Annotated in this window: 23 protein-coding genes and 1 pseudogene; 16 read left to right on the top strand and 8 right to left on the bottom strand. The window is 71.3% G+C overall.

Translation table 11 applies throughout. From position 1 onward, the window contains the following. Nucleotides 1-430: 430 nt before the first annotated feature. Nucleotides 431-1,189 (top strand): hypothetical protein, encoded by a 759-nt coding sequence (locus ACIGA3_RS09375; protein ID WP_399712107.1) that lies wholly within the window; start codon nucleotides 431-433, stop codon nucleotides 1,187-1,189. Here ACIGA3_RS09375 and ACIGA3_RS09370 read toward each other — a convergent pair. Then, the gene (locus ACIGA3_RS09370; RefSeq protein ID WP_399712104.1) at nucleotides 1,113-2,432 is read right to left on the bottom strand and encodes a D-arabinono-1,4-lactone oxidase; all 1,320 of its coding nucleotides are present in this window, start codon (nucleotides 2,430-2,432) and stop codon (nucleotides 1,113-1,115) included. The genes ACIGA3_RS09375 and ACIGA3_RS09370 overlap by 77 nt on opposite strands. Continuing rightward, nucleotides 2,392-3,630 carry an MFS transporter gene (locus tag ACIGA3_RS09365; RefSeq protein WP_399712102.1) on the bottom strand — a complete coding sequence of 413 codons (1,239 nt, stop codon included), beginning with the start codon at nucleotides 3,628-3,630 and terminating at the stop codon, nucleotides 2,392-2,394. The genes ACIGA3_RS09370 and ACIGA3_RS09365 overlap by 41 nt, the downstream gene beginning before the upstream one ends. Nucleotides 3,631-3,805: 175 nt before the next feature. Here ACIGA3_RS09365 and ACIGA3_RS09360 point away from each other — a divergent pair, with 175 nt between their 5' ends. Together ACIGA3_RS09360 and ACIGA3_RS09355 are read left to right on the top strand one after the other, a co-directional pair. Next, entirely contained in the window at nucleotides 3,806-4,933 is a 1,128-nt protein-coding gene (locus tag ACIGA3_RS09360; RefSeq protein ID WP_399712099.1) for a ferrochelatase, read from the top strand. Between the two features lie 8 nt (nucleotides 4,934-4,941). Beyond that, entirely contained in the window at nucleotides 4,942-5,757 is an 816-nt protein-coding gene (locus tag ACIGA3_RS09355; protein ID WP_399712097.1) for an inositol monophosphatase family protein, read from the top strand. Between the two features lie 107 nt (nucleotides 5,758-5,864). Here the strand turns inward: ACIGA3_RS09355 and ACIGA3_RS09350 are convergent, their stop codons facing one another. Next, the gene (locus ACIGA3_RS09350; protein WP_389006231.1) at nucleotides 5,865-6,038 is read right to left on the bottom strand and encodes a hypothetical protein; all 174 of its coding nucleotides are present in this window, start codon (nucleotides 6,036-6,038) and stop codon (nucleotides 5,865-5,867) included. Nucleotides 6,039-6,451: 413 nt separating this feature from the next. Between ACIGA3_RS09350 and ACIGA3_RS09345 the strand changes: the two genes are divergently transcribed. The 4 genes from ACIGA3_RS09345 (at nucleotide 6,452) to ACIGA3_RS09330 (ending at nucleotide 10,047) form a co-directional block, all read left to right on the top strand. After that, nucleotides 6,452-7,105 carry a response regulator transcription factor gene (locus tag ACIGA3_RS09345; protein WP_007387794.1) on the top strand — a complete coding sequence of 218 codons (654 nt, stop codon included), beginning with the start codon at nucleotides 6,452-6,454 and terminating at the stop codon, nucleotides 7,103-7,105. Between the two features lie 6 nt (nucleotides 7,106-7,111). Beyond that, nucleotides 7,112-8,401, top strand: a complete 1,290-nt coding sequence (locus tag ACIGA3_RS09340) for a sensor histidine kinase (protein WP_399712093.1) — start codon at nucleotides 7,112-7,114, stop codon at nucleotides 8,399-8,401. A gap of 406 nt (nucleotides 8,402-8,807) precedes the next feature. Continuing rightward, nucleotides 8,808-9,104, top strand: a complete 297-nt coding sequence (locus tag ACIGA3_RS09335; protein WP_005481602.1) for a DUF4193 domain-containing protein — start codon at nucleotides 8,808-8,810, stop codon at nucleotides 9,102-9,104. A gap of 13 nt (nucleotides 9,105-9,117) precedes the next feature. Next, a complete protein-coding gene (locus tag ACIGA3_RS09330) occupies nucleotides 9,118-10,047 on the top strand; it encodes a hypothetical protein (RefSeq protein ID WP_399712091.1) in 930 nt (309 codons plus the stop codon). 23 nt (nucleotides 10,048-10,070) lie between these two features. On the opposite strand, the gene ACIGA3_RS09325 is transcribed toward ACIGA3_RS09330, so the two are convergent. After that, nucleotides 10,071-10,529, bottom strand: coding sequence for a DUF3093 domain-containing protein (locus ACIGA3_RS09325; protein ID WP_399712089.1), 459 nt, complete (start codon nucleotides 10,527-10,529; stop codon nucleotides 10,071-10,073). 90 nt (nucleotides 10,530-10,619) lie between these two features. On the opposite strand from ACIGA3_RS09325, the gene ACIGA3_RS09320 reads away from it, so the two are divergent. The 7 genes and pseudogenes from ACIGA3_RS09320 (at nucleotide 10,620) to ACIGA3_RS09290 (ending at nucleotide 17,221) form a co-directional block, all read left to right on the top strand. Continuing rightward, nucleotides 10,620-11,198, top strand: a complete 579-nt coding sequence (locus tag ACIGA3_RS09320) for a PaaI family thioesterase (RefSeq protein WP_399712087.1) — start codon at nucleotides 10,620-10,622, stop codon at nucleotides 11,196-11,198. After that, a pseudogene (gene dut / locus ACIGA3_RS09315) lies at nucleotides 11,195-11,743 on the top strand (dUTP diphosphatase). Before ACIGA3_RS09320 ends, dut begins: the two are co-directional and overlap by 4 nt. A 1-nt stretch (nucleotide 11,744) precedes the next feature. Continuing rightward, on the top strand, nucleotides 11,745-12,497 hold the full coding sequence (locus ACIGA3_RS09310) for a DUF3710 domain-containing protein (protein WP_399712084.1): 753 nt from the start codon (nucleotides 11,745-11,747) through the stop codon (nucleotides 12,495-12,497). Between the two features lie 192 nt (nucleotides 12,498-12,689). Continuing rightward, entirely contained in the window at nucleotides 12,690-15,245 is a 2,556-nt protein-coding gene (locus ACIGA3_RS09305) for an ATP-binding protein (protein ID WP_399712082.1), read from the top strand. Beyond that, entirely contained in the window at nucleotides 15,242-15,922 is a 681-nt protein-coding gene (locus ACIGA3_RS09300; RefSeq protein WP_399712080.1) for a response regulator, read from the top strand. The genes ACIGA3_RS09305 and ACIGA3_RS09300 overlap by 4 nt, the downstream gene beginning before the upstream one ends. Nucleotides 15,923-15,988: 66 nt before the next feature. Next, on the top strand, nucleotides 15,989-16,387 hold the full coding sequence (locus ACIGA3_RS09295; RefSeq protein WP_161145734.1) for an OB-fold nucleic acid binding domain-containing protein: 399 nt from the start codon (nucleotides 15,989-15,991) through the stop codon (nucleotides 16,385-16,387). Between the two features lie 3 nt (nucleotides 16,388-16,390). Continuing rightward, entirely contained in the window at nucleotides 16,391-17,221 is an 831-nt protein-coding gene (locus tag ACIGA3_RS09290; RefSeq protein WP_399712078.1) for a DUF3159 domain-containing protein, read from the top strand. A gap of 63 nt (nucleotides 17,222-17,284) precedes the next feature. Here ACIGA3_RS09290 and ACIGA3_RS09285 read toward each other — a convergent pair whose 3' ends face one another. The 3 genes from ACIGA3_RS09285 to ACIGA3_RS09275 all read right to left on the bottom strand — a co-directional run bounded on the left by ACIGA3_RS09285 (nucleotide 17,285) and on the right by ACIGA3_RS09275 (nucleotide 18,874). Continuing rightward, the gene (locus tag ACIGA3_RS09285; RefSeq protein WP_399712076.1) at nucleotides 17,285-17,956 is read right to left on the bottom strand and encodes a potassium channel family protein; all 672 of its coding nucleotides are present in this window, start codon (nucleotides 17,954-17,956) and stop codon (nucleotides 17,285-17,287) included. Then, nucleotides 17,956-18,627 carry a TrkA family potassium uptake protein gene (locus ACIGA3_RS09280; protein ID WP_217464924.1) on the bottom strand — a complete coding sequence of 224 codons (672 nt, stop codon included), beginning with the start codon at nucleotides 18,625-18,627 and terminating at the stop codon, nucleotides 17,956-17,958. Before ACIGA3_RS09280 ends, ACIGA3_RS09285 begins: the two co-directional genes overlap by 1 nt. A 112-nt stretch (nucleotides 18,628-18,739) precedes the next feature. Then, nucleotides 18,740-18,874, bottom strand: a complete 135-nt coding sequence (locus ACIGA3_RS09275; RefSeq protein WP_399712074.1) for a hypothetical protein — start codon at nucleotides 18,872-18,874, stop codon at nucleotides 18,740-18,742. Between the two features lie 160 nt (nucleotides 18,875-19,034). Between ACIGA3_RS09275 and ACIGA3_RS09270 the strand changes: the two genes are divergently transcribed. Together ACIGA3_RS09270 and ACIGA3_RS09265 are read left to right on the top strand one after the other, a co-directional pair. After that, nucleotides 19,035-21,083, top strand: coding sequence for an APC family permease (locus tag ACIGA3_RS09270; protein ID WP_399712072.1), 2,049 nt, complete (start codon nucleotides 19,035-19,037; stop codon nucleotides 21,081-21,083). Between the two features lie 101 nt (nucleotides 21,084-21,184). Beyond that, nucleotides 21,185-22,513: a class I SAM-dependent RNA methyltransferase gene (locus ACIGA3_RS09265; RefSeq protein WP_399712070.1), complete on the top strand. Its 1,329-nt coding sequence runs from the start codon at nucleotides 21,185-21,187 to the stop codon at nucleotides 22,511-22,513. Between the two features lie 391 nt (nucleotides 22,514-22,904). On the opposite strand, the gene ACIGA3_RS09260 is transcribed toward ACIGA3_RS09265, so the two are convergent. Beyond that, a complete protein-coding gene (locus tag ACIGA3_RS09260; protein ID WP_399712068.1) occupies nucleotides 22,905-24,155 on the bottom strand; it encodes a hypothetical protein in 1,251 nt (416 codons plus the stop codon).

Below are 24,155 nucleotides of genomic sequence, written 5' to 3'. Positions count from 1 at the left end.
TAGTCGAGTGTGGCCTGCCCGAGCGCAACCTGCCACAACCTTGCCGAGTTGCCCGGCGTGTCGGGCGCGAGCCCAGCACCGCCGTTATGGCACGGTTACTTGTTGGCAACGGTGAGTGACGAACTTCATCACCCTGTGCAACTTTCCCCCTCCTGGCGGCCCTGCGGGGCTCCGGACATCCCGATGGGACACCCGTGCCCAGGGCTCGCAACAGTACTCCATTCGGGCCATCCGCGTGGTTCGGCGCGCCGCTCAACTTCAGTCGGGGGGTGCGACTTGGCCGCCCGTGGGCGGGTTCCGGCGCTCACGAACGTGGCGAAGTTCACGCAATCCGGCGAAACGGAACTAATGGTTTCGTTCGCACGTCCCTCACTCGTCACATGTCGACACTTGTCGACGCCGAGCAAGGGAAAGGCAGCGGGTTCCGGGTATGCGTGAAACGCCCGATGCGGGTCGAAAGCGGTTCGACCTGAACGTCCCCCAGGTCGCGGGCAGTGCGCTCGCGGCGGTCGTGGCGGCCAAGATGGCCTCCTACTTCGGGGTGTACGGCACGATCCTGGGCGCCGGGGTGGTGAGCATCGTCGCCACGTGCGGCGGCTCGGTCTTCCAGCAGCTCTTCCGGAGCACGGGGGAGCAGCTCCGCGAGGCCAGGGACACCCCCCGGCCCCGGACAGGGACCGTCGCCGGTCATCCCGAGCCGGTCCCGGGCGAGTTCACCGAGGGCACGGTCTACCGCGCGCGGATCAAGAGCTGGAAGCGTCCGCTCCTCGCCGCGGCCCTGGTCTTCGGCGTCACCATGGGCGGCATCACCGCCTACGAGGCGGCGTCCGGCAACAGCTTCAGCGGTGGCTCGGGCACCACCGTCAGCGACGCGGTCGGCGGCCGGAACTCCTCCCACCACCACCGCAGGGACGACGACCCCGCCCCCGCCACCACCCCGTCCGGGACGACGGCCCCCACCGAGGAGACCCCGTCCGGGGGCGGCAGCGCCACGACGCGTCCGACGTCGCCCGAGACCACCCGGTCCCCGAGCGACGGACCGAGCACCACGCCCGGCCGGGACGCGACCACCCCGGCCCCCACACCCAGCGAGGGCGCGACCGGGACGACGCCTACTGCCCCAGAACCCTCCGCAAGTAGTCGTTCTGGAACAGCCGTTCCGGGTCCAGCCGGTTCCGCAACGCCGTGAACTCGGTGAAGCGCGGATACACCCCTTCGAGGTACCCCGCGTCCCGCGTGTGCACCTTCCCCCAGTGCGGCCGCCCCTCGTGCGCGGTGAACACGCGCTCCGCCGCGCTGAAGTACGCCTGGTACGGGGTGCCCCGGAACATGTGGACCGCGATGTAGGCGCTGTCCCGGCCCGAGGCGGTGGACAGCGTGATGTCGTCGGCCGGGGCGGTGCGCACCTCGACCGGGAAGCCGACCCGCAGCCCGGACCGCTCGACCACCGCCTTCAGCTCGCGCAGCGTCCCGGCCAGGGCCGCGCGCGGCACCGCGTACTCCATCTCCACGAACCGCACCCGGCGCGGCGAGGTGAACACCCGGTACGGGATGTCGGTGTACGACCGCGCGGACAGGGCCCGGCTGGAGACCTGGGCGATGGCCGGGACGGAGACGGGGGCGGCGCGCCCCACCCACTGGGCCACCTGGAAGACGCCGTTGGACAGGAACTCGTCCTCGAACCAGCCGGCCGCCCGCCCCACCGGCTGCGCGGGGCCCTCGCTGCGGTTGTTGCGCTTGGTGTTGGTGCTGCCGGTGTGCGGGAACCAGTAGAACTCGAAGTGCTCGTTCTCCGCCCAGAGTTGATCGAACTCCGCCAGCACCCGGTCGAGCGGCATCGGCTCCTCGCGGGCGGTGAGCAGGAACAGCGGCTCGACGGCGAGGGTCAGCGCGCTGACCACGCCCAGCGCGCCGAGGCCGATCCGGGCGGCCGCGAACACCTCGGGGTTCCGCTCCGCGGAGCAGGTGAGCACCGAGCCGTCGGCGGTGACGAGTTCGAGCCCCGTGATCTGTGCGGCCATCGAGCCGGACTCCCGGCCGGTGCCGTGGGTCCCGGTGCTGGTGGCCCCGGCGACGGTCTGCTCCATGATGTCGCCCATGTTGGTGAGCGACAGACCCTCGCGCGCCAGGGCCGCGTTGAGCCGCTTCAGCGGGGTGCCCGCCTCGACCGTGACGGTCATGGCGGTGCGGTCGACGGCGCGGATGCCGGTCAGCAGGTCGGGGCGGATCAGCACCCCGTCCGTGGCCGCGACGGAGGTGAAGGAGTGCCCGGTGCCCACCGCCTTCACCCGCAGCCCCCGCTCGGCGGCCTCGCGCACCTCGGCGGCCAGCTCCTCGACCGAGGCCGGAGTCACCTGCCGGGCGGGCCGGGCGGTCACATTGCCGCCCCAGTTACGCCACGTTCCGTGCTTCCCGTTCGCCGTGCTGCTCAACGGTGCCTCCCCGCCCCGTGACCGGCCTGTGCAGCCGGCGGTACCCGAGGAAACCGACCACGACCGCGGCGGCCCCGGCGACCACCGGGACCCCGTACCCGGCGCGCGCGCCGGCCGCGTCGATCACCCAGCCCGCCATGGCGGAGCCGAGCGCGACTCCGACCGCCAGACCGGTGCCCACCCAGGTCATGCCCTCGGTGAGGTTCGCGCGAGGTACGTGCTTCTCGATGAGGGACATCGTCGTGATCATCGTCGGTGCGATGGACAGCCCCGCAACGAACAGTGCCGCGGCCAGAAGTGCCAGGTTTCCGACCAGTAGGAGTGGGATCATACTCATGGCCATCGCGCCCACGCCCAGCAGCCACCGGCGCTGCGGCGGACCGGAGAAGCGCAGCAGGCCGAAGACCAGGCCCGCGGCGCACGACCCGGCCGCGTAGAGCGCGAGGACCACGCTCGCCGCGCCCTTGTGGCCGCGCTCGTCGGCGAAGGCGACGGTGACCACGTCGATCGCGCCGAAGATCGTGCCCGTGGCCACGAAGGTCGCCACCAGTACCTGGAGTCCGGGGGAGCGCAGAGCGCTGCCCGCGCCGTGGTGCTCGCGCGGGTGCGGCACCGGCTCGGTGGCGCGCTGGGCGGTCAGCCAGAAGACGCCGACGGCCAGGCAGCAGGCCGCGAGCAGGGGGCCCGCCTCCGGGAACCAGGCCGTGGACAGGCCGATGGAGAGGATCGGCCCGATGATGAAGCAGACCTCGTCGACGACCGACTCGAACGAGTAGGCGGTGTGCAGTCTCGGGTCGCCGCCGTACAGCGCGGCCCAGCGGGACCGGATCATCGCGCCCAGGCTGGGCACCGCGCCGACCCCGGCCGCGAAGGCGAACAGTGTCCAGTCGGGCCAGCCGAAGTGGGCGGCGAGCAGTAGTCCGGCGCCCGCGGCGAGCGCCACCAGGGTCGCGGGGCGCAGCACCCGGCGCTGGCCGTGCCGGTCCACCAGGCGGGAGATCTGCGGTCCGAGCACGGCGGCGGACAGCGCCATGGTGGCCGAGAGCGCGCCGGCGAGCCCGTAGCGCCCGGTGAGCTGGGAGATCATCGTGACCACGCCGATGCCCATCATCGACAGCGGCATCCGCCCGACGAGGCCCGCGGCGGAGAAGCTCTTGGTGCCCGGTTCGGTGAACAGGGCTCGGTAGGGGCTGGGCACGCGGGACTCCGTCTGGACTGCTCAGTAAGGCGCGAAGAGGGTGGATACAGCTTACGAGTTAGGTGACCCTAATGCAGCCGCTCATCGTGCCGGGCAAACCACTGCGAAGCCCCGCTTTTCCGGCGCACCCCCGTGCCGTTTCACCCCTGTCAGTGGCGGGTGGCAGGATCGAGTCATGCCAGACGCGCTCGATGTGACCCCCTACGACGCCCTCCTCCTGCTCTCCTTCGGCGGTCCCGAGGGGCCGGACGACGTGGTCCCGTTCCTGGAGAACGTCACGCGCGGCCGCGGCATCCCCAAGGAGCGCCTCAAGGAGGTCGGGCAGCACTACTTCCTGTTCGGCGGGGTCAGTCCGATCAACGAACAGAACCGTGCCCTGCTGGACGCCCTGCGCAAGGACTTCGCCGACCACGGGCTGGACCTCCCGGTCTACTGGGGCAACCGCAACTGGCAGCCGTACCTCACCGACACCCTGCGGGAGATGACCGCCGACGGCCGCCGCCGCGTCCTGGTCCTCGCCACCAGCGCCTACGCCTCGTACTCGGGCTGCCGCCAGTACCGGGAGAACCTGGCCGACGCGCTCGCCACGCTGGAGGCCGAGGGGCTGACGCCCCCGAAGATCGACAAGCTGCGGCACTACTTCAACCACCCCGGCTTCGTCGAGCCCATGATCGACGGCGTGCTGCGCTCGCTCGCCGACCTCCCCGACGAGGTCCGCGACGGCGCCCACATCGCCTTCACCACCCACTCCATCCCGATCGCCGCCGCCGACACCTCCGGCCCCGTGGCGGACCACGGCGACGGCGGCGCCTATGTCGCCCAGCACCTCGACGTGGCCCGGCTGATCGCCGACGCCGTCCGCGAGCGCACCGGTGTGGACCACCCCTGGCAGCTCGTCTACCAGTCCCGTTCCGGCGCCCCGCACATCCCCTGGCTGGAGCCGGACATCTGCGACCACCTTCAGGAGCGGCACGCCGCCGGGATCCCGGCCGTGGTCATGGCCCCCATCGGCTTCGTCTCCGACCACATGGAGGTCCTCTACGACCTCGACACCGAGGCCACGGCCAAGGCGGCGGAGCTGGGCCTGCCGGTCGGCCGCTCGGCCACCGTGGGCGCCGACCCCCGCTTCGCCGCCGCCGTCCGCGAACTGGTCCTGGAGCGGTCCCTGACGGAGCGCGGCCGGGAGAGCACGCCGTGCGCCCTGGGCGCCCTCGGCGCCGGCCACGACGTGTGCCCGGTCGGCTGCTGCCCCGCGCGGACCCCCCGCCCGGCCGCCGCGGGCGCCGACAGCCCCTACGCGTGAGGAGACCCGTGACCGACCCCCTCCACTCCGAACTGCTCCGGCTCGCCCAGGAGGCCGCCCGCCACGCGGGCGCGCTGCTGCGCGACGGCCGGCCGGCCGACCTCGCGGTGGCCGCGACCAAGTCCAGCCCGGTCGACGTCGTCACCGAGATGGACCTCGCCGCCGAGAAGCTGATCGTCGACCTGATCTCCGGCCGCCGCCCCGACGACGGGTTCCTCGGCGAGGAGGGCGCCAGCGCCGAGGGCACCAGCGGTGTCCGCTGGGTGATCGACCCGCTCGACGGCACGGTCAACTACCTGTACGGGCTGCCGACCTGGGCCGTGTCCATCGCGGCCGAGGTGGACGGGGAGACCGTCGCCGGCGTGGTCGCGGCCCCGATGCGCGGCGAGACCTACCAGGCCGTGCTCGGCGGCGGGGCCTGGGCCACCGGCGCCTGGGAGGGCGAGCGCCCGCTGGCCTGCCGTCCGCCGGCCCCGCTGGACCAGGCACTGGTCTCCACCGGCTTCAACTACGTCACCGAGGTCCGCGCCCGCCAGGCGGAGATCGCGGCCCGGCTGATCCCGCTGGTCCGGGACATCCGGCGCGGCGGCTCGGCGGCGATCGACCTGTGCGACCTGGCCTGCGGCCGGCTCGACGGCTACTACGAGCGCGGGCTCAACCCGTGGGACGTGGCGGCCGGGGACCTCATCGCGCGGGAGGCGGGCGCCAGGACCGGTGGGCGGCCCGGAGAGCGCCCGTCGGGCGAGCTGACGCTCGCGGGCACGCCGAGCGTCTTCGAGCCCCTCCAGCGGCTGCTGGGGGACTTCGGCGCCTGGCGGGACTGACCGGTCGCGGCACACCGACGACCGCCCCGCGACGGAGCGCGGGTGGGGCGGGAAGCGGGACCCGGGGCACTGGACGTGCCGGGGTCCCGCGGGTGTTCTCGGGCCGGTCAGGCGTGGGTGACGCCGACCTCCACGCCGTGCTCGGCGGCGAGGCGGCGCAGGTCGTCCAGCTCGCCCTGCTCCACCTCGACGAGGAAGTCGTCCCCCTCGTCACGAGCCCGCGTCAGGTCGGACTCGGTCGTCTTTATGCGCTGCAGAAGTCCCGTGGTGAAAGCGTCCATGCTGCGCCCCCTCGTCCTGGGTCGTGGGCCGGTGGCACGGGGTGTGCCAGGTTAAGGAAGGGGCGATCATCGCCGCGGGTGCCCAGCGCTGCCCTGCTGGGCGGCGGCGGTGCCGGACACCCGCGCCCGCTCCGCGGAGTGATCGCGGAGTACCGCATGGTGCTGCGGCACATGCAGAGCGTGATCGCGGGGTGTAAAGCCGTCCTCCCCGTCCTCCTTTGCGCGGAAACCTCGCTGACGGGAGAAATTCCGGCATTCTCGTCCCGCCACCCCCGACCCTGCGGCCCCGCACCCGGCTTACAGCCGACTTACGGCCGAAAAGGGCAGGATGGAGGCCACGATCCCACGGACGGCTCCACCCGCCCGCGCCCCGGCGCGGCTCACGCGGGTGGACTTCAGGAAGGACTAGCGACGTGCGTGTACTCGTCGTCGAGGACGAGCAGTTGCTCGCCGATGCGGTGGCCACCGGACTGCGCCGGGAGGCCATGGCCGTCGACGTCGTGTACGACGGTGCGGCCGCCCTGGAGCGCATCGGCGTCAACGACTACGACGTGGTCGTCCTCGACCGCGACCTCCCGCTCGTGCACGGAGACGACGTCTGCCGCCGCATCGTGGAGCTGGGTATGCCCACGCGCGTGCTCATGCTCACCGCCTCCGGCGACGTCAGCGACCGCGTCGAGGGTCTTGAGATCGGCGCGGACGACTACCTGCCCAAGCCGTTCGCCTTCAGTGAGCTGATCGCGCGCGTGCGCGCGCTCGGCCGCCGCACCAGCGTGCCCCTGCCCCCGGTCCTGGAGCGGGCCGGCATCAAGCTCGACCCCAACCGCCGCGAGGTATTCCGCGACGGCAAGGAGGTCCAGCTCGCGCCCAAGGAGTTCGCGGTGCTGGAGGTGCTGATGCGCAGCGAGGGCGCGGTCGTCTCGGCCGAACAGCTGCTGGAGAAGGCGTGGGACGAGAACACCGACCCCTTCACCAACGTGGTGCGGGTGACGGTGATGACGCTGCGCCGCAAACTCGGCGAACCCCCGGTGATCGTGACCGTCCCCGGCTCGGGCTACCGGATCTGATCCCCCGTGGCCGCCACCCCCGCGCCGCCCCAGGCGCCCCCGAAACCCACCTGGGACCCCCGCCCCCAGCCGCCCTTCCCCTGGCTGCGCCCGACCATCCGGATACGGCTCACCCTGCTGTACGGCGGCATGTTCCTGATCGCGGGCATCCTGCTGCTGTCGATCATCTATCTGCTGGCCGCGCAGGCGATCAGTACCGGCAACCAGCCGCTGTTCAAGATCGTCGGTTATCAGGACCTCCGGGTCTCCAGCAGTAACTGCCCGGCGATCAACAACACCACCAGCCTGTCGCTCCAGGACTTCAACACCGCGATCAGCCAGTGCGTCGACCACCAGCGCCAGGTGGCCCTGGACAACCTGCTCAGCCGCTCGCTGCTGGCCCTGCTGGGCCTCGCGGTGATCGCCTTCGCGTTCGGCTACGCGATGGCGGGCCGGGTGCTCTCCCCGCTGGGCCGGATCACCCGCACCGCCCGCCAGGTGGCCGGGTCCGACCTGTCCCGCCGGATCGAGCTGGACGGCCCGGACGACGAGCTGAAGGAGCTGGCGGACACCTTCGACGACATGCTGGAGCGGCTCCAGCGGGCCTTCACCGCCCAGCAGCGCTTCGTCGGCAACGCCTCCCACGAGCTGCGCACCCCGCTGGCGATCAACCGCACCCTGCTGGAGGTGCACCTCTCGGACCCGAACGCCCCGGTGGAGCTCCAGCAGCTCGGCAAGACGCTGCTGGCCACCAACGAGCGCAGCGAGCAACTGGTGGAGGGCCTGCTGCTGCTCGCCCGCAGCGACAACCAGATCGTCGAGCGGGGCCCCGTGGACCTGGCCGAGGTGGCCGGGCAGGCCATCGACCAGGTGCGTACCGAGGCCGAGGCCAGGAGCGTGGAGATCCGCAGCGAGCTGGAGCCCGCCGTGGTGCGGGGCAACGGCGTCCTGCTGGAGCGCATCGCGCTCAACCTGGTGCAGAACGCGGTGCGCTACAACGTGGCCCCCGAGGAGGGGCTCGCCGGCAAGGACGACGGCGAGGGGCCGGAGAGCGGCTGGGTGGAGGTCACCACGGCGGTCCAGCACGGCCGCGCGGTGCTGACCGTCTCCAACACCGGACCCGTGGTGCCCGCCTACGAGATCGACAACCTCTTCGAGCCCTTCCGGCGGCTGCGCACGGAGCGTACGGGCAGCGACAAGGGGGTCGGGCTCGGCCTGTCCATCGTCCGGTCCGTGGCCCGCGCGCACGGCGGCCACATCTCGGCCGTGCCGCGCGAGGGCGGCGGTCTGGTGATGCGCGTGACACTGCCGTTGTGACCTTGCTTGTCACAGATCCGGACACTCGCGGAGGATGTTCGCTTCGCGCGGAATTTTCCGACCACCGAAAGAGGTTTTCCCTGTGTGATCAATCACATGGGCGGATTTCCAGCCATGCACTCACTGTGATCATGGAGGGGGCCGTAAAGCCGGGAAAATCCGGGTTTTCAAGGCTCCTGATCACGGGAAGTACACGATGAGGCGCCTTTGAGGTGCGGCATCCGAACCGTGTACGGTCCTCACCGCCATCCAAGCCGATCACTCACGAGGGGCCGGGTTGGGTGTCGATTGAGTAACAGACCTTGATGTGAGGCAAAATCTCCGCCTCAGGTCGGGCACAAGTCCGGCCTCTCACGCGTTACGTGCGCTGAAGACACCGCAGATACCCAGAGGGGGAGAGTGACACATGGCTACCGATTACGACACTCCACGCAAGACCGATGACGACGTCGACTCGGACAGTCTCGAGGAGCTGAAGGCTCGCCGGAACGACAAGTCCACCTCCGCGGTGGACGTCGACGAGTTCGAGGCCGCAGAGGGCCTCGAACTGCCGGGCGCCGACCTCTCCAACGAGGAACTGGCCGTCCGCGTGCTGCCCAAGCAGCAGGACGAGTTCACCTGCATGAGCTGCTTCCTGGTCCACCACCGCAGCCAGCTGGCCCGTGAGAAGAACGGCCAGCCGATCTGCCGCGACTGCGACTGAGGACGGGTCGGCCGTGACTGGCTCGACCCCTCCGCGGAAGCGCCGCTTCCATCTGCCGGGAGCGGACAAAGGGCCCGTGAAGGGCTCGCACGGCACGCGTGACGACGACGAGCGGGGCCCCGCCGCACCGGGGGCCTCGCTCGAACCGGCGTCCGGGTCCGCCGCGGCCCGGACGGGGGAGTCCCCCGGCCGCGCGGAACCGCGACCGCCGGGCAGGGCGGCCGCGATCCGTACCCGGGCCCGGCTGCTGGCCCGCGAGGGTGCCCGCCGGGGCGGCACCCATGCCCGCGCGGGAATCGGCTACCTCGCCGACCGGGTCATCGAGCTCGCCCCGCGCGTCTCCGTACGCGACCTGGCGACGCTGCGCCGGCAGTTCCCGGGCCTCGGGCCCGAGCAGCTCGCCGACAAACTGGTGGCCGGAGCGGCCGCCGGCACCTCCGCGGTCGGCGCCGGGATCGGCGCGGCCGCCATGCTCCCCGTACCGCCCGCCATGCCCACCGAGCTGGCCGCCGAGATCACCGGGGTCGCCGCGATCGAGCTGAAGCTCATCGCCGAGCTCCACGAGGTCTACGGCCTGCGCCCGCCGGGGAATCTCAGGACCCGTAGCACCGCGTATCTGTCCTCCTGGTCGGGGGAGCGCGGGATCGACGTGATGAAACCGGCGACCATCGACGTCGCCCTCGGCGGCCGGATGAAACGCGAACTGCGTCAGCAGATCATGAAGCGCATGGTCCGCAATCTGCCCAACCTCATGCCGTTCATGGTCGGCGCCGCCGTCGGCGCGGTCATGAACCGCCGGGACACCAGAAAGCTCGCCGAGCGCGTGCGGACCGACCTGCGCAAGAGCCAGGTCCCCTGGGGCGAGCTGCCCGATCTGCCGCCGCTGGAGGAGCCCGAGGACCCGCTGCGGATCACCGGATACCCGGAGGGCACGGGCAGCTGACGCCTCCCGCGCCCGAAGGCGCCTTAAGCGCTCTTGGCGCCCGCGATCGCCGCCGCCAGCCGCTCCGGCTCACGCGTCGACAGGTACAGGTACGGCGTCGGGTCCTCGGGGTCGGTCACCTCGACCCGCAGCGCCGTCGGGATGTAGGAGCGCAGCAGCAGGAACGCGCGCGTGTCGGCCTTGTGGGTGCGCCAGGCACGGGCCTCCTCCGCGTCCAGCACCTCGGCCGCGCCGAGCGCCGACACCGGGATACGGGCCTCGCCCGCGAGCAGCGCGTCGCCCACCACGCGGATGCGCGGGGAGCCGTACGCGCTGGCCATCACCGCCGCGACAGCCGTGCCGCCGACCAGGCCACCGAGCAGCGGCAGCGTGCCGAAGGGCAGCAGGATCAGGGCGAAGGAGACGCCCACGAGCACGCTGATCAGCCACCACGAGCGCGGGGCGGTCAGGCGTTCTTCGAAGGGGGCGGCGGAGAGCTGCATGAATCAAGCTTGGCACGGTGGACGGACATCCCGGACGCCGGGGCGGCGGCGTGGTGGCGGCCACAGGGCGGACCGGTAAGGTCTGCGCCTGTGAGTTCAGCAAGCCTTCAGCCCCCCGCCGACGCGAAGCCGCCCGTCCGGCACCCCGACGCCCCCGAGCCCGGCGAGCTTCTCGGTGCCCACTACGAACACTGCTTCGGCTGCGGCCCCGGCCAGCCGCACGGGCTGCACCTGGAGGCACGCGCGGGCGACGGCGTCTCGCTGACCGCCGAGTTCACCGTCCAGCCCGCCCACCAGGGCGCCCCCGGCCTCGCGCACGGCGGAGTGCTGGCCACCGCCCTGGACGAGACCCTCGGCTCGCTGAACTGGCTGCTGCGCACCATCGCCGTCACCGGACGGCTGGAGACCGACTTCGTGCGCCCCGTGCCGGTCGGCACCGTGCTGCACCTGGAGGCCGAGGTCACCGCCGTCGCCGGACGCAAGATCTACTCCCGCGCGACCGGCCGCATCGGCGGCCCCGAGGGCCCGGTCGCCGTACGCGCGGAGGCGCTGTTCGTCGAGGTGAAGGTCGACCACTTCACCGACCACGGCCGCGAGCAGGAGATCCAGGCCGCCATGAGCGACCCGGACCAGATCCGGCGCTCCCGCGCCTTCGAGGTGAACCCGTGACCACACCGCTGGACGTGCGGCTCAGGCGCATCGACCCCGACGTACCGCTTCCGGCGTACGAGCACCCCGGGGACGCCGGGGCCGATCTGCGCACCACCGAGCGTTGCGAACTGAAGCCCGGTGAGCGGGCCGTGCTGCCCACGGGCGTGGCCATCGCGCTCCCCGAGGGGTACGCGGCCTTCGTGCACCCCCGCTCGGGCCTGGCGGCCCGCTGCGGAGTAGCGCTTGTGAACGCCCCGGGGACGGTTGATGCCGGGTACCGTGGAGAGATCAAGGTGATCGTGGTGAATCTCGATCCGCGCGAGACGGTGCGGTTCGAGCGCTTCGACCGGATTGCCCAACTGGTCGTCCAGCAGGTCGAGAGGGTCCGCTTCCAGGAGGTCGCGGAACTTCCCGGTTCGGTGAGGGCCGAGGGGGGCTTCGGGTCCACCGGAGGCCATGCCTCGGTGGACGGCTAGCGCGGCACGACGGGTCCGGCCGCCGCAGGTGGCCGGGCGGGTGGGAATCGATACGCTTCGGTCGTATCCGACCGGGAAGGACAGTGACGTGTTCGGACGTCGCAACAAGAAGGGTGCCGCCGAGGGCGCGGCCGGCGAGGCCGAGCAGGTCGTCGACAGCGTCGGCACCGAGGCGGAAGAGCAGACGCGGGTACGGCTCGAGCCCGAGCCGCGGCCCGACGGACCCTGGGACTCCACCGAGGTGCGCGACCCGGCCGAGGGCCGCGTGGACCTCGGCGGTCTGTTCGTACCGGGGGTCGACGGCATGGAGCTGCGGGTCGAGGTCGCCGGTGACGCGATCGTCGCCGCGACCGTCGTACTGCGCGACAGCGCCGTCCAGCTCCAGGCGTTCGCCGCCCCCAAGCGCGAGGGCATCTGGGGCGAGGTCCGCGACGAGATCGCGGGCGGCATCACCCAGCAGGGCGGCATCGTCGACGAGGTCGAGGGCCCCCTCGGCTGGGAGCTGCGGGCCCAGGTGCCGGTGCAGCTGCCGGACGGCACGGGCGGCTTCCAGGTCGTGCGGTTCATCGGCGTGGACGGCCCCCGCTGGTTCCTGCGCGGTGTGATCTCCGGCCAGGGCGCGGTGCAGCCGCAGGCGGCCGGGCTGCTGGAGCAGATCTTCCGGGACACGGTCGTGGTGCGCGGCGAGGGCCCGATGGCGCCCCGCGACCCGATCGTCCTCAAGCTGCCCAACGACGCCCAGATGGTCCCCGAGGGCGTCCAGCAGGAGGAGGAGGGCTCCCGCTTCTCCGGCGGCATGGGCCAGCTCCAGCGCGGCCCGGAGATCACCGAGGTCCGCTGAGGCGAGAGCCGGGCAGACAACACCGACGAAGGGCCGTACCCAGGGGGTGCGGCCCTTCGCGTGCTCCTGGCGTCCGAGGCGTCAGGGTTGCGTCAAAGCGTCCCGCGGCGCGGCCCCCCGCCCGCTTTGTCCGCACCGCCCGCCGTAAGGTCGACGCTGCGTAGGCGGCAGTCACCGGAAGACAATGGGGCCATGGCACGCGGCAAGCTTCGGATCTACCTCGGCGCGGCACCGGGCGTGGGCAAGACCTACGCCATGCTCGCCGAGGCGCACCGCCGCGTGGAGCGGGGCACCGACTGCGTGGTGGCGTACGTCGAACACCACGGCAGGCGCCGCACCGAGGTCCTGCTGCACGGCCTGGAGCAGGTCCCGCGCGGGCGGCTGGAGCACCGGGGCGCCGGGTTCGAGGAGATGGACGTCGACGCCGTACTGCGCCGCGCGCCCGCCGTCGCCCTGGTGGACGAACTCGCGCACACCAACGTCCCCGGCTCCCGCAACACCAAGCGCTGGCAGGACGTGGAGGAACTCCTCGCCGCCGGGATCGACGTCGTCTCCACCGTCAACATCCAGCACCTGGAGTCCCTCGGCGACGTGGTCGAGTCGATCACCGGGGTGCGTCAGCGCGAGACGGTGCCCGACGAGGTGGTCCGCAGGGCCGACCAGATCGAGCTGGTCGACATGTCCCCGCAGTCCCTGCGCCGCCGCATGGCGCACGGCAACGTCTACCAGCCGGACAAGGTCGACGCGGCGCTGTCCAACTACTTCCGCCCCGGCAACCTCACCGCCCTGCGCGAGCTGGCCCTGCTGTGGGTGGCCGACCGGGTCGACGAGCATCTGAACGCCTACCGCAGCGAGCACCGGGTCTCCCGGATCTGGGGCTCCCGCGAGCGCATCGTGGTCGGCCTGACCGGCGGACCCGAGGGGCGCACCCTGATCCGCCGCGCGGCCCGGCTCGCCGAGAAGGGCGCCGGCGGCGAGGTGCTGGCGGTCTACATAGCCCGCAGCGACGGCCTCACCGCGGCCTCCCCGAAGGAACTCGCCCTCCAGCGCACCCTGGCTGAGGACCTGGGCGGCACCTTCCACCATGTGGTCGGCGACGACATACCGGCCGCCCTGCTGGCCTTCGCGCGCGGCGTCAACGCCACCCAGATCGTGCTCGGCTCCTCGCGCCGCAAGGCATGGCAGTACGTCTTCGGACCCGGCGTAGGCGCCACCGTGGCACGCGAGTCCGGACCCGACCTCGACGTGCACATCGTCACCCACGAGGCGGTCGCCAAGGGGCGCGGACTGCCCGTCGCCCGCGGCTCCCGGCTGGGCCGGGGCCGGATCATCGCCGGCTGGGTGGCCGCCCTCGCGGGCCCGGCCGTACTGGCACTGCTGCTCAACGCCGTCGACCTCGGCCTCGCCAACGACATGCTGCTGTTCCTGGCCGTCACGGTCGCGGCGGCCCTGCTCGGCGGGCTGCTGCCCGCGCTCGCCTCGGCCGCGCTCGGCTCCCTGCTGCTGAACTTCTTCTACACCCCGCCCCTGCACCGGCTGTCCGTGGCCGACCCGAGGAACATCGTCGCCATCGCCATCTTCTTCGGCGTCGGCATGGCGGTCGCCTCCGTGGTCGACCTCGCCGCCCGCCGCACCCACCAGGCGGCCCGGCTGCGGGCCGAGTCGGAGATCCTCTCCTTCCTCGCCGGCAACGTCCTGCGCGGCGAGACCAGCCTGGAGGCGCTGCTGGAACGCGTCCGGGAGACCTTCGCGATGGAGTCGGCCGCCCTGCTGGAACGGGCGGGCGACCTGGAGCCCTGGACCTGCGCCGGCCGCGCCGGACTCGGACCCCCGCTGGAGCGGCCCGAGGACGCCGACGTGGACATGCCGGTCGGCGACCACATGGCGCTCGCGCTCACCGGCCGGGTGCTGCCCGCCGAGGACCGCCGGGTACTGGCCGCCTTCGCCGCCCAGGCCGCCGTCGTCCTCGACCGACGCCGCCTGAAGGCCGAGGCCGACCGGGCCGGCGCGCTCGCCGAGGGCAACCGCATCCGCACCGCCCTGCTCGCCGCCGTCAGCCACGACCTGCGCACCCCGCTCGCCGGGATCAAGGCCGCCGTCTCCTCCCTGCGCTCCGACGACGTGGCCTGGTCCGAGGAGGACCGGGCCGAGCTGCTGGAGGGCATCGAGGAGGGCGCCGACCGGCTCGACCACCTCGTGGGCAACCTGCTCGACATGTCCCGCCTCCAGACCGGCACCGTCACCCCGCTGATCCGCGAGATCGACGTGGACGAGGTGGTGCCGATGGCGCTGGTCGGCGTACCCGAGGACAGCGTCGGCCTGGACGTGCCCGAGACGCTGCCCATGGTCGCCGTCGACCCCGGACTGCTGGAGCGCTCGGTCGCCAACCTGGTGGAGAACGCCGTCAAGTACAGCCCGCCCGGCCAGCGCGTCACCGTGTCCGCCAGTGCCCTGGTGGACCGGGTCGAGGTGCGCGTCGTGGACCGGGGGCCCGGTGTGCCGGACGACGCGAAGGATCGTATCTTCGAGCCGTTCCAGCGGTACGGCGACGCCCCGCGCGGCGCCGGGGTCGGGCTCGGCCTCGCGGTGGCCCGCGGCTTCGCCGAGGCCATGGACGGCACCCTGACCGCCGAGGACACCCCCGGCGGCGGACTCACCATGGTGCTCAGCCTCCGGGCCGCCCGGCCCCGCCCCGAGCCCCCGCGCGCGGGGCAGGACACCGCAGAACAGGAAAGGCAGCCGCAATGACCAGGGTGCTGGTGGTCGACGACGAACCGCAGATCGTGCGGGCCCTCGTGATCAACCTCAAGGCGCGCTCGTACGACGTCGACTCGGCCCACGACGGCCGCACCGCCCTCCAGCTCGCCGCCTCCCGCCACCCCGACGTGATCGTCCTCGACCTGGGCCTGCCCGACATGGACGGCGTCGAGGTGATCCGGGGCCTGCGCGGCTGGACCCGGGTGCCCATCCTCGTGCTGTCCGCCCGCCACTCCTCCGACGAGAAGGTGGAGGCACTGGACGCGGGCGCCGACGACTACGTCACCAAGCCCTTCGGCATGGACGAACTGCTGGCCCGGCTGCGGGCCGCCGTACGCCGGGCCGAGCCGGTCGGCGAGGACGACGTGACCACCGTGGAGACGGCCGAATTCACCGTCGACCTGGCCGCCAAGAAGGTCGACCGCGCGGGCAGGGACGTACGGCTCACCCCGACCGAGTGGCACCTGCTGGAGGTGCTGGTCCGCAACACCGGCCGCCTGGTCGGCCAGAAACAGCTGCTGCGGGAGGTCTGGGGGCCCTCCTACGGCACCGAGACCAACTACCTGCGGGTCTACATGGCCCAGCTGCGCCGCAAGCTGGAGGCCGACCCCGCGCACCCCCGGCACTTCATCACCGAACCCGGCATGGGCTACCGCTTCGAGAAGTGAGCCGGTGTACGGCCGGGAGCCCCTCTGGAGTACGGCCTCATGGGCACACCCCGGTACGCTTCAGATATGAGTGGCGTTCCTCGTTCCGAAAAGCCGGCAGGCCGGTTCCGCCGCATGCTGGACCGGCTCTCCACCTCCCAGGAGGACCTGGAGTCGGAGGAGCTGCGGGAGGACACCGAGACCGCCGGATGCACCCGGATCGGCGACTGCCAGGACCGGCAGATCGTCACCGTAACTGGTACCTTGCGCACGGTCACCCTGCGGCCGCGGGCCGGTGTCCCGGCGCTGGAGGCGGAGCTGTTCGACGGCACCGCCGCGCTGGACGTGGTGTGGCTCGGCAGGCGCTCCATCACGGGCATAGAACCGGGACGCAAGCTGATCGCATCGGGCCGGATCTCGATGAGCCGGGGCCGCCGCGTGCTGTTCAACCCGAAATACGAACTGCGACCCCTCGGACGGGAGTAGCCGGTGACGTCCCTCGACAAGCCGACCCAAGACGCCGGTCAGAGCCCGCCGGACGGCGGCCGCGAGGCCGACCAGGTCCATGACTCCCGGACGGTCACCGAGGCCGCGCTGTTCGAGGCGTTCGGCGGCATCCGCGGCATGGTCGAGACGGTGCTGCCCGGCCTGCTCTTCGTCACGATCTTCACGATCAACAAGGACCTGCATCTCTCCGCGATCGCCGCGCTCGGCGTCGCCGTGGTGATGCTCGTGGTCCGGCTGCTGCGCAAGGACACCGTCAAGCACGCCTTCAGCGGTGTCTTCGGTGTGGCCTTCGGTGTCGTGTTCGCCATGTTCACGGGCAACGCCAAGGACTTCTACCTGCCCGGCATGCTCTACACCCTGGGCCTGGCGCTCGCGTACATCATCACGACCCTCGCCGGGGTGCCGCTGATCGGCCTGATGCTGGGCCCGGTGTTCAAGGAGAACCTCTCCTGGCGCACCCGCAACCCCGGCCGCAAGAAGGCGTACACCAAGGCCAGTTGGGCCTGGGGCCTGATCCTGCTCGCCAAGTGCGCGATCCTCTTCCCGCTCTACTGGTGGGCCGACACCACGCAGCTCGGCTGGATCCTGGTCATCCTGAAGATCCCGCCCTTCCTGCTGGCGGTCTACCTCACCTGGGTCTTCCTGGCCAAGGCGCCGCCGCCGATCGACGTGTTCGCCGAGATGGAGGCCGCCGAGAAGGCGGAGGAGGCCGAGAAGGCGGAGAAGGCGGAGAAGGCGGAGAAGGCGGAGCGTGAGCACGCCGCCGCCGAGACCGGCGAGTCCACGGCGGGACGGCACCGCAGGGGCGCGTAGGCGCTGAGCACGCGAAGAGAGGACCTACGGACATCCGTAGGTCCTCTCTTCGCGTGTCCGGGCTCAGGCGGTGTCGCGGCGGACCGACAGCAGGTCCTCCAGCTGCTCCTCGCGGGCCTGCGCGGCCACGAAGAGGAGCTCGTCGCCCGCCTCCAGGGAGTCCTCCTTGGACGGCGTCAGCACGCGGGTGCCGCGGATGATGGTGACCAGGCTGGTGTCCTCGGGCCACTCCACGTCCCCGACCTGGATGCCGGCCAGCGCCGACTCCTCGGGCAGGGTCAGCTCCACCAGGTTGGCGTCGCCGTGGCTGAAGCGCAGCAGCCGGACCAGATCACCGACGCTCACCGCCTCCTCGACCAGGGCGGACATCAGACGCGGCGTGGAGACGGCCACGTCCACACCCCACGACTCGTTGAACAGCCACTCGTTCTTGGGGTTGTTCACCCGGGCGACGACGCGCGGGACGCCGTACTCCGTCTTGGCGAGCAGCGAGACGACCAGGTTGACCTTGTCGTCGCCGGTCGCGGCGATCACGACGTTGCAGCGCTGGAGCGCGGCCTCGTCCAGGGCCGTGATCTCACAGGCGTCGGCCAGCAGCCACTCCGCCTGCGGCACCCGCTCCACCGAGATGGCGGTCGGCGCCTTGTCGATCAGCAGGACCTCGTGCCCGTTCTCCAGCAGTTCCGCCGCGATCGAGCGGCCGACCGCCCCGGCTCCGGCAATGGCGACCCTCATCAGTGACCGCCCTCCTCTTCGGGACCCTCGGCGAACGCCGCCTCGACCTTCTCGACCTCGTCCGTCCGCATCATCACGTGCACCAGGTCGCCTTCCTGGAGGACCGTCTGCGAGGTGGGCAGCACGGCCTCGCCCAGCCGGGTCAGGAACGCCACGCGGACGCCCGTCTCCTCCTGGAGTTTGCTGATCTTGTGGCCGACCCACTTCGCGGAGGCGTGCACCTCGGCGAGCTGCACCCCACCGGTGGGATCGCGCCACAGCGGCTCAGCGCCCGAGGGCAGCAGCCGGCGCAGCATCTGGTCGGCGGTCCAGCGGACCGTGGCGACGGTCGGGATGCCCAGGCGCTGGTACACCTCGGCACGGCGGGGGTCGTAGATCCGGGCGGCCACGTTCTCCACGCCGAACATCTCGCGGGCCACCCGGGCGGAGATGATGTTGGAGTTGTCACCGCTGGAGACCGCGGCGAAGGCGCCGGCCTCCTCGATGCCCGCCTCGCGCAGAGTGTCCTGGTCGAAGCCGACACCGGTGACCCGGCGGCCGCCGAATCCCGGCCCCAGCCTGCGGAAGGCGGTGGGGTCCCGGTCGATCACCGCGACCGTGTGGCCCTGTTGCTCCAGGGTCTGGGCGAGAGCGGAACCCACTCTGCCGCAGCCCATGATGACGATGTGCACGACCGTCCTTCCGGTGTCCAAAAGTTGCTGCTCAGCATCAGGGTCTCAGACCGGCGCCCAAAGCTGCACACGCGTGCTCACCGCACCCGGCGTCAACCCACCGTGACGGCGTTCATCTGCGCTGTTCCGTGACCGCGGTCACCCCCGGAGCCCGGCGCCGAGTGATGCTGCGCACGCTGTAGCAGGTGAGGACGGCGAGGCCGGCCAGGGCGAGCACGGCCCCGAGCAGCTCAGCGGCGGCGGGCATGGGACCTCCGAAGTGCGATGACGGGCCGGGGCTGACATCTAGGCACGGGGGCGCGCACACCCGGCACACCCCACTTCCGCACGCCCCCGATTTCACTCGTGAGGCAGAACGTGACCGCCGGGTGGGCGGCTGCCTGTTCGAAGCCTTACGATCCTCTCTCGTGTCCAAACTGACCGACGTGCCCAAACGGATCCTGATCGGGCGCGCACTGCGCAGCGATCGGCTGGGCGAGACGCTCCTGCCGAAGCGCATCGCCCTCCCCGTCTTCGCCTCCGACCCGCTGTCCTCCGTCGCCTACGCGCCGGGGGAGGTTCTGCTGGTCCTGTCCATCGCGGGTGTGTCGGCCTACCACTTCAGCCCCTGGATCGCGGTCGCGGTCGTCGTGCTGATGTTCACGGTGGTCGCCTCCTACCGGCAGAACGTGCACGCCTACCCCAGTGGTGGCGGCGACTACGAGGTGGCGAACACCAACCTCGGTCCCAGGGCCGGGCTCACCGTCGCCAGCGCCCTGCTGGTCGACTACGTGCTGACCGTCGCCGTCTCCATCACCTCGGGCATCGAGAACCTGGGCTCCGCGGTCCCGTTCGTGGTCGAGCACAAGGTGCTGTGCGCGTCGGCCGTGATCATCCTGCTGACGCTGATGAACCTGCGCGGCATGAAGGAGTCCGGCAAGCTCTTCGCCATCCCGACCTACGTGTTCGTCGGCGGCGTCTTCATCATGATCGCGTGGGGTGCCTTCCGGGGGCTGGTCCTCGGGGACTCGATGCGCGCCCCGACGGCCGACTTCCACATCAGGGCCGAGCACCAGGGCCTCGCGGGCTTCGCGCTGGTCTTCCTGCTGCTGCGGGCGTTCTCCTCCGGCTGTGCCGCGCTCACCGGCGTGGAGGCCATCTCCAACGGCGTCCCCGCCTTCCGCAAGCCCAAGTCGAAGAACGCGGCGACCACGCTCGCCATGATGGGCCTGCTGGCCGTCACCATGTTCTGCGGCATCATCGCCCTGGCCATGACCACCAAGGTCCGCATGGCCGAGTTCCCCGCGACCGACCTGCTGCGCGACGGCGTGCCCATCGGCTCCGGCTACGTCCAGAACCCGGTGATCTCCCAGGTCGCCGAGGCGGTGTTCGGCAAGGGCAGCATCCTGTTCGTCGTCCTCGCGGCGGCGACGGCCCTGGTCCTCTTCCTCGCGGCGAACACGGCGTACAACGGCTTCCCGCTGCTCGGCTCGATCCTGGCGCAGGACCGCTACCTGCCCCGCCAGCTGCACACCCGGGGCGACCGCCTGGCGTTCTCCAACGGCATCGTGCTGCTCTCCGGCACGGCCATGCTGCTGGTGGTCATCTACGGGGCCGACTCGACGCGGCTGATCCAGCTGTACATCGTCGGCGTGTTCGTGTCCTTCACCCTCAGCCAGACCGGCATGGTCCGGCACTGGAACCGGCACCTCGCCAAGGAGAAGGACCCGGCCAAGCGCAGCCGGATGATCCGCGCCCGCGCGATCAACACCTTCGGCGCCTTCTTCACCGGCCTGGTACTGGTCGTCGTGCTGGTCACCAAGTTCACCCACGGCGCCTGGGTCGCCCTGCTGGGCATGTGCATCTTCTACGCGACGATGACCGCGATCCGTAAGCACTACGACCGGGTCGCCGACGAGATCGCCGCCGCCGACGGCCCCACCGACGACAGCGTGCGCCCCTCGCGGGTGCACTCCCTGGTCCTGGTCTCCAAGATCCACCGCCCGACCCTGCGGGCCCTGGCCTACGCCAAGCTGATGCGTTCCGACACCCTGGAGGCGCTCACCGTCAACGTCGACCCGGCGGAGACGAAGGCGCTGCGCGCGGAGTGGGAGCGGCGCGGCATCGACGTACCGCTGAAGGTGCTGGACTCGCCGTACCGCGAGATCACGCGGCCGATCATCGAGTACGTCAAGAACCTGCGCAAGGAGTCCCCGCGCGACGCGGTGTCGGTGATCATCCCGGAGTACGTGGTGGGTCACTGGTACGAGCATCTGCTGCACAACCAGAGCGCGCTGCGGCTCAAGGGCCGGCTGCTGTTTACGCCCGGCGTGATGGTGACCTCGGTGCCGTACCAGCTGGAGTCCTCGCAGGTGGCCCGCGACCGGGCCCGCAGGCGGCAGAACTGGAGCGCGCCGGGCGCGGTGCGGCGGGGGCCCGCCGAGCGGCCCAAGGACGGGGCCGGGGCGAAGGAGTGACCGAGGGGGTGCCTGGGACCCCGTAGACTGGTCGGCTGTTGTCCTCGCGGGCCGGTGTCCGGCCGCCGCCCCTCCCTCCCCGATCTTGGAGTCACCCCACCATGCAGGCAGAACAGAAGAAGTCTCTGGTGGGCGAGGAGTACGAGGTCGAGATCGGCCCCGTCGCCCACGGCGGCCACTGCATCGCCCGTACCGCCGAGGGCCAGGTGCTGTTCGTCCGGCACACGCTGCCGGGCGAGCGGGTCGTGGCCCGGGTGACCGAGGGCGAGGAGGGCGCGCGCTTCCTGCGGGCCGACGCGGTGGAGATCCTGGACGCGTCCAAGGACCGCGTCGAGGCGCCGTGTCCCTTCGCGGGCCCCGGCCGCTGCGGCGGCTGCGACTGGCAGCACGCCAAGCCGGGCGCGCAGCGCCGCCTGAAGGGCGAGGTCATCGCGGAGCAGCTCCAGCGGCTCGCGGGCCTCACCCCGGAGGAGGCGGGCTGGGACGGCACGGTCATGCCGGCCGAGGGCGACAAGCTGCCCGCGGGCCAGGTCCCGCAGTGGCGCACGCGCGTGCAGTACGCGGTCGACGCGGACGGCAACGCCGGCCTGCGCCGCCACCGCTCGCACGAGGTCGAGCCGATCGACCACTGCATGATCGCCGCCGAGGGCGTCAGCGAGCTGGGCATCGAGGACCGGGACTGGTCCGGCATGGCCTCCGTCGACGCGATCGCCGCGACGGGCTCGCAGGACCGCATGGTCATCCTGGAGCCCCGCCCCGGTGCCCGGCTGCCGCTCGTCGAGCTGGACAAGCCGGTCTCGGTCATGCGCGTGGACGAGAAGGACGGCGGCGTCCACCGTGTCCACGGCCGGGCGTTCGTCCGCGAGCGGGCCGACGACCACACGTACCGTGTCGGCAGCGGCGGCTTCTGGCAGGTCCACCCGAAGGCGGCCGACACGCTGGTCAAGGCGGTCATGCAGGGCCTCCTCCCGCGCAAGGGCGAGATGGCCCTGGACCTCTACTGCGGCGTGGGCCTCTTCGCCGGCGCCCTCGCCGACCGCCTGGGCGAGAAGGGCGCGGTGCTGGGCATCGAGTCCGGCAAGCGAGCGGTGGAGGACGCGCGGCACAACCTCGCGGACTTCCCCCGGGTGCGTATCGAGCAGGGCAAGGTGGAGTCGGTCCTGCCCCGGACGGGGATCACCGAGGTCGACCTCATCGTCCTGGACCCGCCGCGGGCGGGGGCGGGCAAGAAGACGGTCGAGCACATCACCACGCTGGGCGCCCGTCGCGTCGCGTACGTCGCCTGCGATCCCGCGGCGCTGGCCCGTGACCTGGGGTACTTCCGGGAGGGCGGGTACCGTGTACGGACGCTGCGGGCGTTCGATCTGTTCCCGATGACGCATCATGTGGAGTGCGTGGCGATTCTGGAGCCGGTGAAGAAGGACGCCTGACCTGCGGTTTTGCGGTGTTCGTCGGCTACTCGACCTGCTTCCGCTCGTCCAAGGGATGAACGATGGCGATTGTCTGTGAAGGCCGCCTGACCTGCGGATTCAGGCGGTTCTGGCGGCAGCGGTGCAGGTCGTGTCCGTGCGTTCTTTGGGTTTCTGACGCTCACATGACGCTCGTTCTGACGGGGTGTCATGCAGTCTGCGAGGGAGGTTGCGCGCTTCGTGAGGCGCCTGCCCGGCATGCGGAACGTCGCGTCGTCGATGAAGGGCGGTTGGTGCGGACGAGGGCGGGTTGATCAGCCCGATACAGAGGGCTGTCGTCGAGCTGCGCGGGCTGGAGCTGTTCTTCGCAGTTGAGGCCATCGTCACCAGCGCACGTGGCTGACGGTCGCGCTCAGCCTTTCTCGCGTTCCTCTTCGTCCCCGAGCAAACGGCGCGCTCGCTCGGCAATGCCGCTGGAGAGCCTGCTCCTCACCGAGTTGGCCCGGTCGAGGGTCTCGTTGCCGAGGCTTCGGGCAACGTCAACGCCCTTGGCCCCTGTTTCCAGAGCCCTGTCCCTCACCTCCAGGGCAGCCTCCGTCCATCGCCTCGTCTCGGATGAGTCGCCACCGGACTCGATCCCCAGCCGCACGTGAAAGTCATGCACGCCGAGCGTGACCTGGTTGCTCGACCGGACCACAGATGGGGACGCGGCCGGGTGCAGCAGTACCTTGGCGTTAGCCACGCCGGCCGCGGCGTTCATCCTGGACAGCAGACTTTCGGTGCTCCGCGAGATGTGATCCAGCCGGCCCTGACGGGCGGCCTTCAGGCCGAGGCGGTGCCCGTTCAGCTCCTCCGGTGACGCGTCCAGTACCCGGTCGAGTTCGAGCACGGCGATCGCGTCCTGCAACTGGAAGCAACGGGCCAGGACGGCGAGCCATTCCCGAACAGTGACCTCGGCCTCCTTGGTCGCTGTGGCGAGATCGCCGATCTTGGTCTGTCGCTCCATGTTCTCGGCGAGTGCGTCGAGTTGACGCAGGGCGTATGCCTGCGTATCGGCGATCGTCGCCGGCGCGGCGTGCACCCGCGACCAGATGACCTCGTCGACTCTGCCCCGCGCCTCTCGGATGGTCATGGCCTCCTCGATCACGAACCCCAGTCCGATCATGCGAGCCAGCACAGCGTCCTTCTGGGCACGCAGTACGTCGTCGATCTTCTTGTCGATCGCGGCGAGATAGTCAGTGATCTCGTCCATGGTCTGTTGCATCGCAACCTGTGCCATGAACTTCCCGGCGTTGGCGAGATTCGCCGGGTTGGACAGGAACGATCGGGGCGAGTGCGCGAACTCGAGAAACCCCTTGATCTGGCCCTTCTGCCCCTTCAGAACCCCCGTGCTGAGACCCGTCTTCGCGCTCTCCCTCAGGCCGTACTTCTTGACGAGCAGCGCCGACTTCGGGGTCAGCTTCACCCAGTAAGCGGAGTTGGCGGCGATCTCCGAGCCTGCCTCGGCGACTGCAGCCCCCACAGCGAAGACCGACTTGTACCATCGCGGTCCGAGGTTCTTGGATGGCAGGCCCTCGGAAGCGAGGAAGTTCTCAACATCCTGCGCGCTCCCGATGACTGTCAGCCCCTCCCCGTCGCTGATCAGCTGAATCTCGTTGTCCAT

Origin of the sequence: Streptomyces sp. NPDC085596 (genome assembly GCF_044541565.1) — a bacterium.
Lineage (GTDB): Bacteria > Actinomycetota > Actinomycetes > Streptomycetales > Streptomycetaceae > Streptomyces.
Note: the sequence above shows the minus strand (reverse complement) of the source record. Positions and strands in the feature narration are given on the sequence as shown.

Excerpts from the sequence above, each read along its gene's own strand:
- ACIGA3_RS09295 (WP_161145734.1), top strand. The coding sequence starts at position 15,989 with ATGAGTGGCGTTCCTCGTTCCGAAAAGCCGGCAGGCCGGTTCCGCCGC.
- ACIGA3_RS09360 (WP_399712099.1), top strand. The coding sequence starts at position 3,806 with ATGCCAGACGCGCTCGATGTGACCCCCTACGACGCCCTCCTCCTGCTC.
- ACIGA3_RS09275 (WP_399712074.1), bottom strand. The coding sequence starts at position 18,874 with ATGCCCGCCGCCGCTGAGCTGCTCGGGGCCGTGCTCGCCCTGGCCGGC.
- ACIGA3_RS09305 (WP_399712082.1), top strand. The coding sequence starts at position 12,690 with ATGGCACGCGGCAAGCTTCGGATCTACCTCGGCGCGGCACCGGGCGTG.
- ACIGA3_RS09350 (WP_389006231.1), bottom strand. The coding sequence starts at position 6,038 with ATGGACGCTTTCACCACGGGACTTCTGCAGCGCATAAAGACGACCGAG.
- ACIGA3_RS09375 (WP_399712107.1), top strand. The coding sequence starts at position 431 with ATGCGTGAAACGCCCGATGCGGGTCGAAAGCGGTTCGACCTGAACGTC.
- ACIGA3_RS09335 (WP_005481602.1), top strand. The coding sequence starts at position 8,808 with ATGGCTACCGATTACGACACTCCACGCAAGACCGATGACGACGTCGAC.
- ACIGA3_RS09325 (WP_399712089.1), bottom strand. The coding sequence starts at position 10,529 with ATGCAGCTCTCCGCCGCCCCCTTCGAAGAACGCCTGACCGCCCCGCGC.
- ACIGA3_RS09260 (WP_399712068.1), bottom strand. The coding sequence starts at position 24,155 with ATGGACAACGAGATTCAGCTGATCAGCGACGGGGAGGGGCTGACAGTC.
- ACIGA3_RS09285 (WP_399712076.1), bottom strand. The coding sequence starts at position 17,956 with ATGAGGGTCGCCATTGCCGGAGCCGGGGCGGTCGGCCGCTCGATCGCG.
- ACIGA3_RS09300 (WP_399712080.1), top strand. The coding sequence starts at position 15,242 with ATGACCAGGGTGCTGGTGGTCGACGACGAACCGCAGATCGTGCGGGCC.
- ACIGA3_RS09265 (WP_399712070.1), top strand. The coding sequence starts at position 21,185 with ATGCAGGCAGAACAGAAGAAGTCTCTGGTGGGCGAGGAGTACGAGGTC.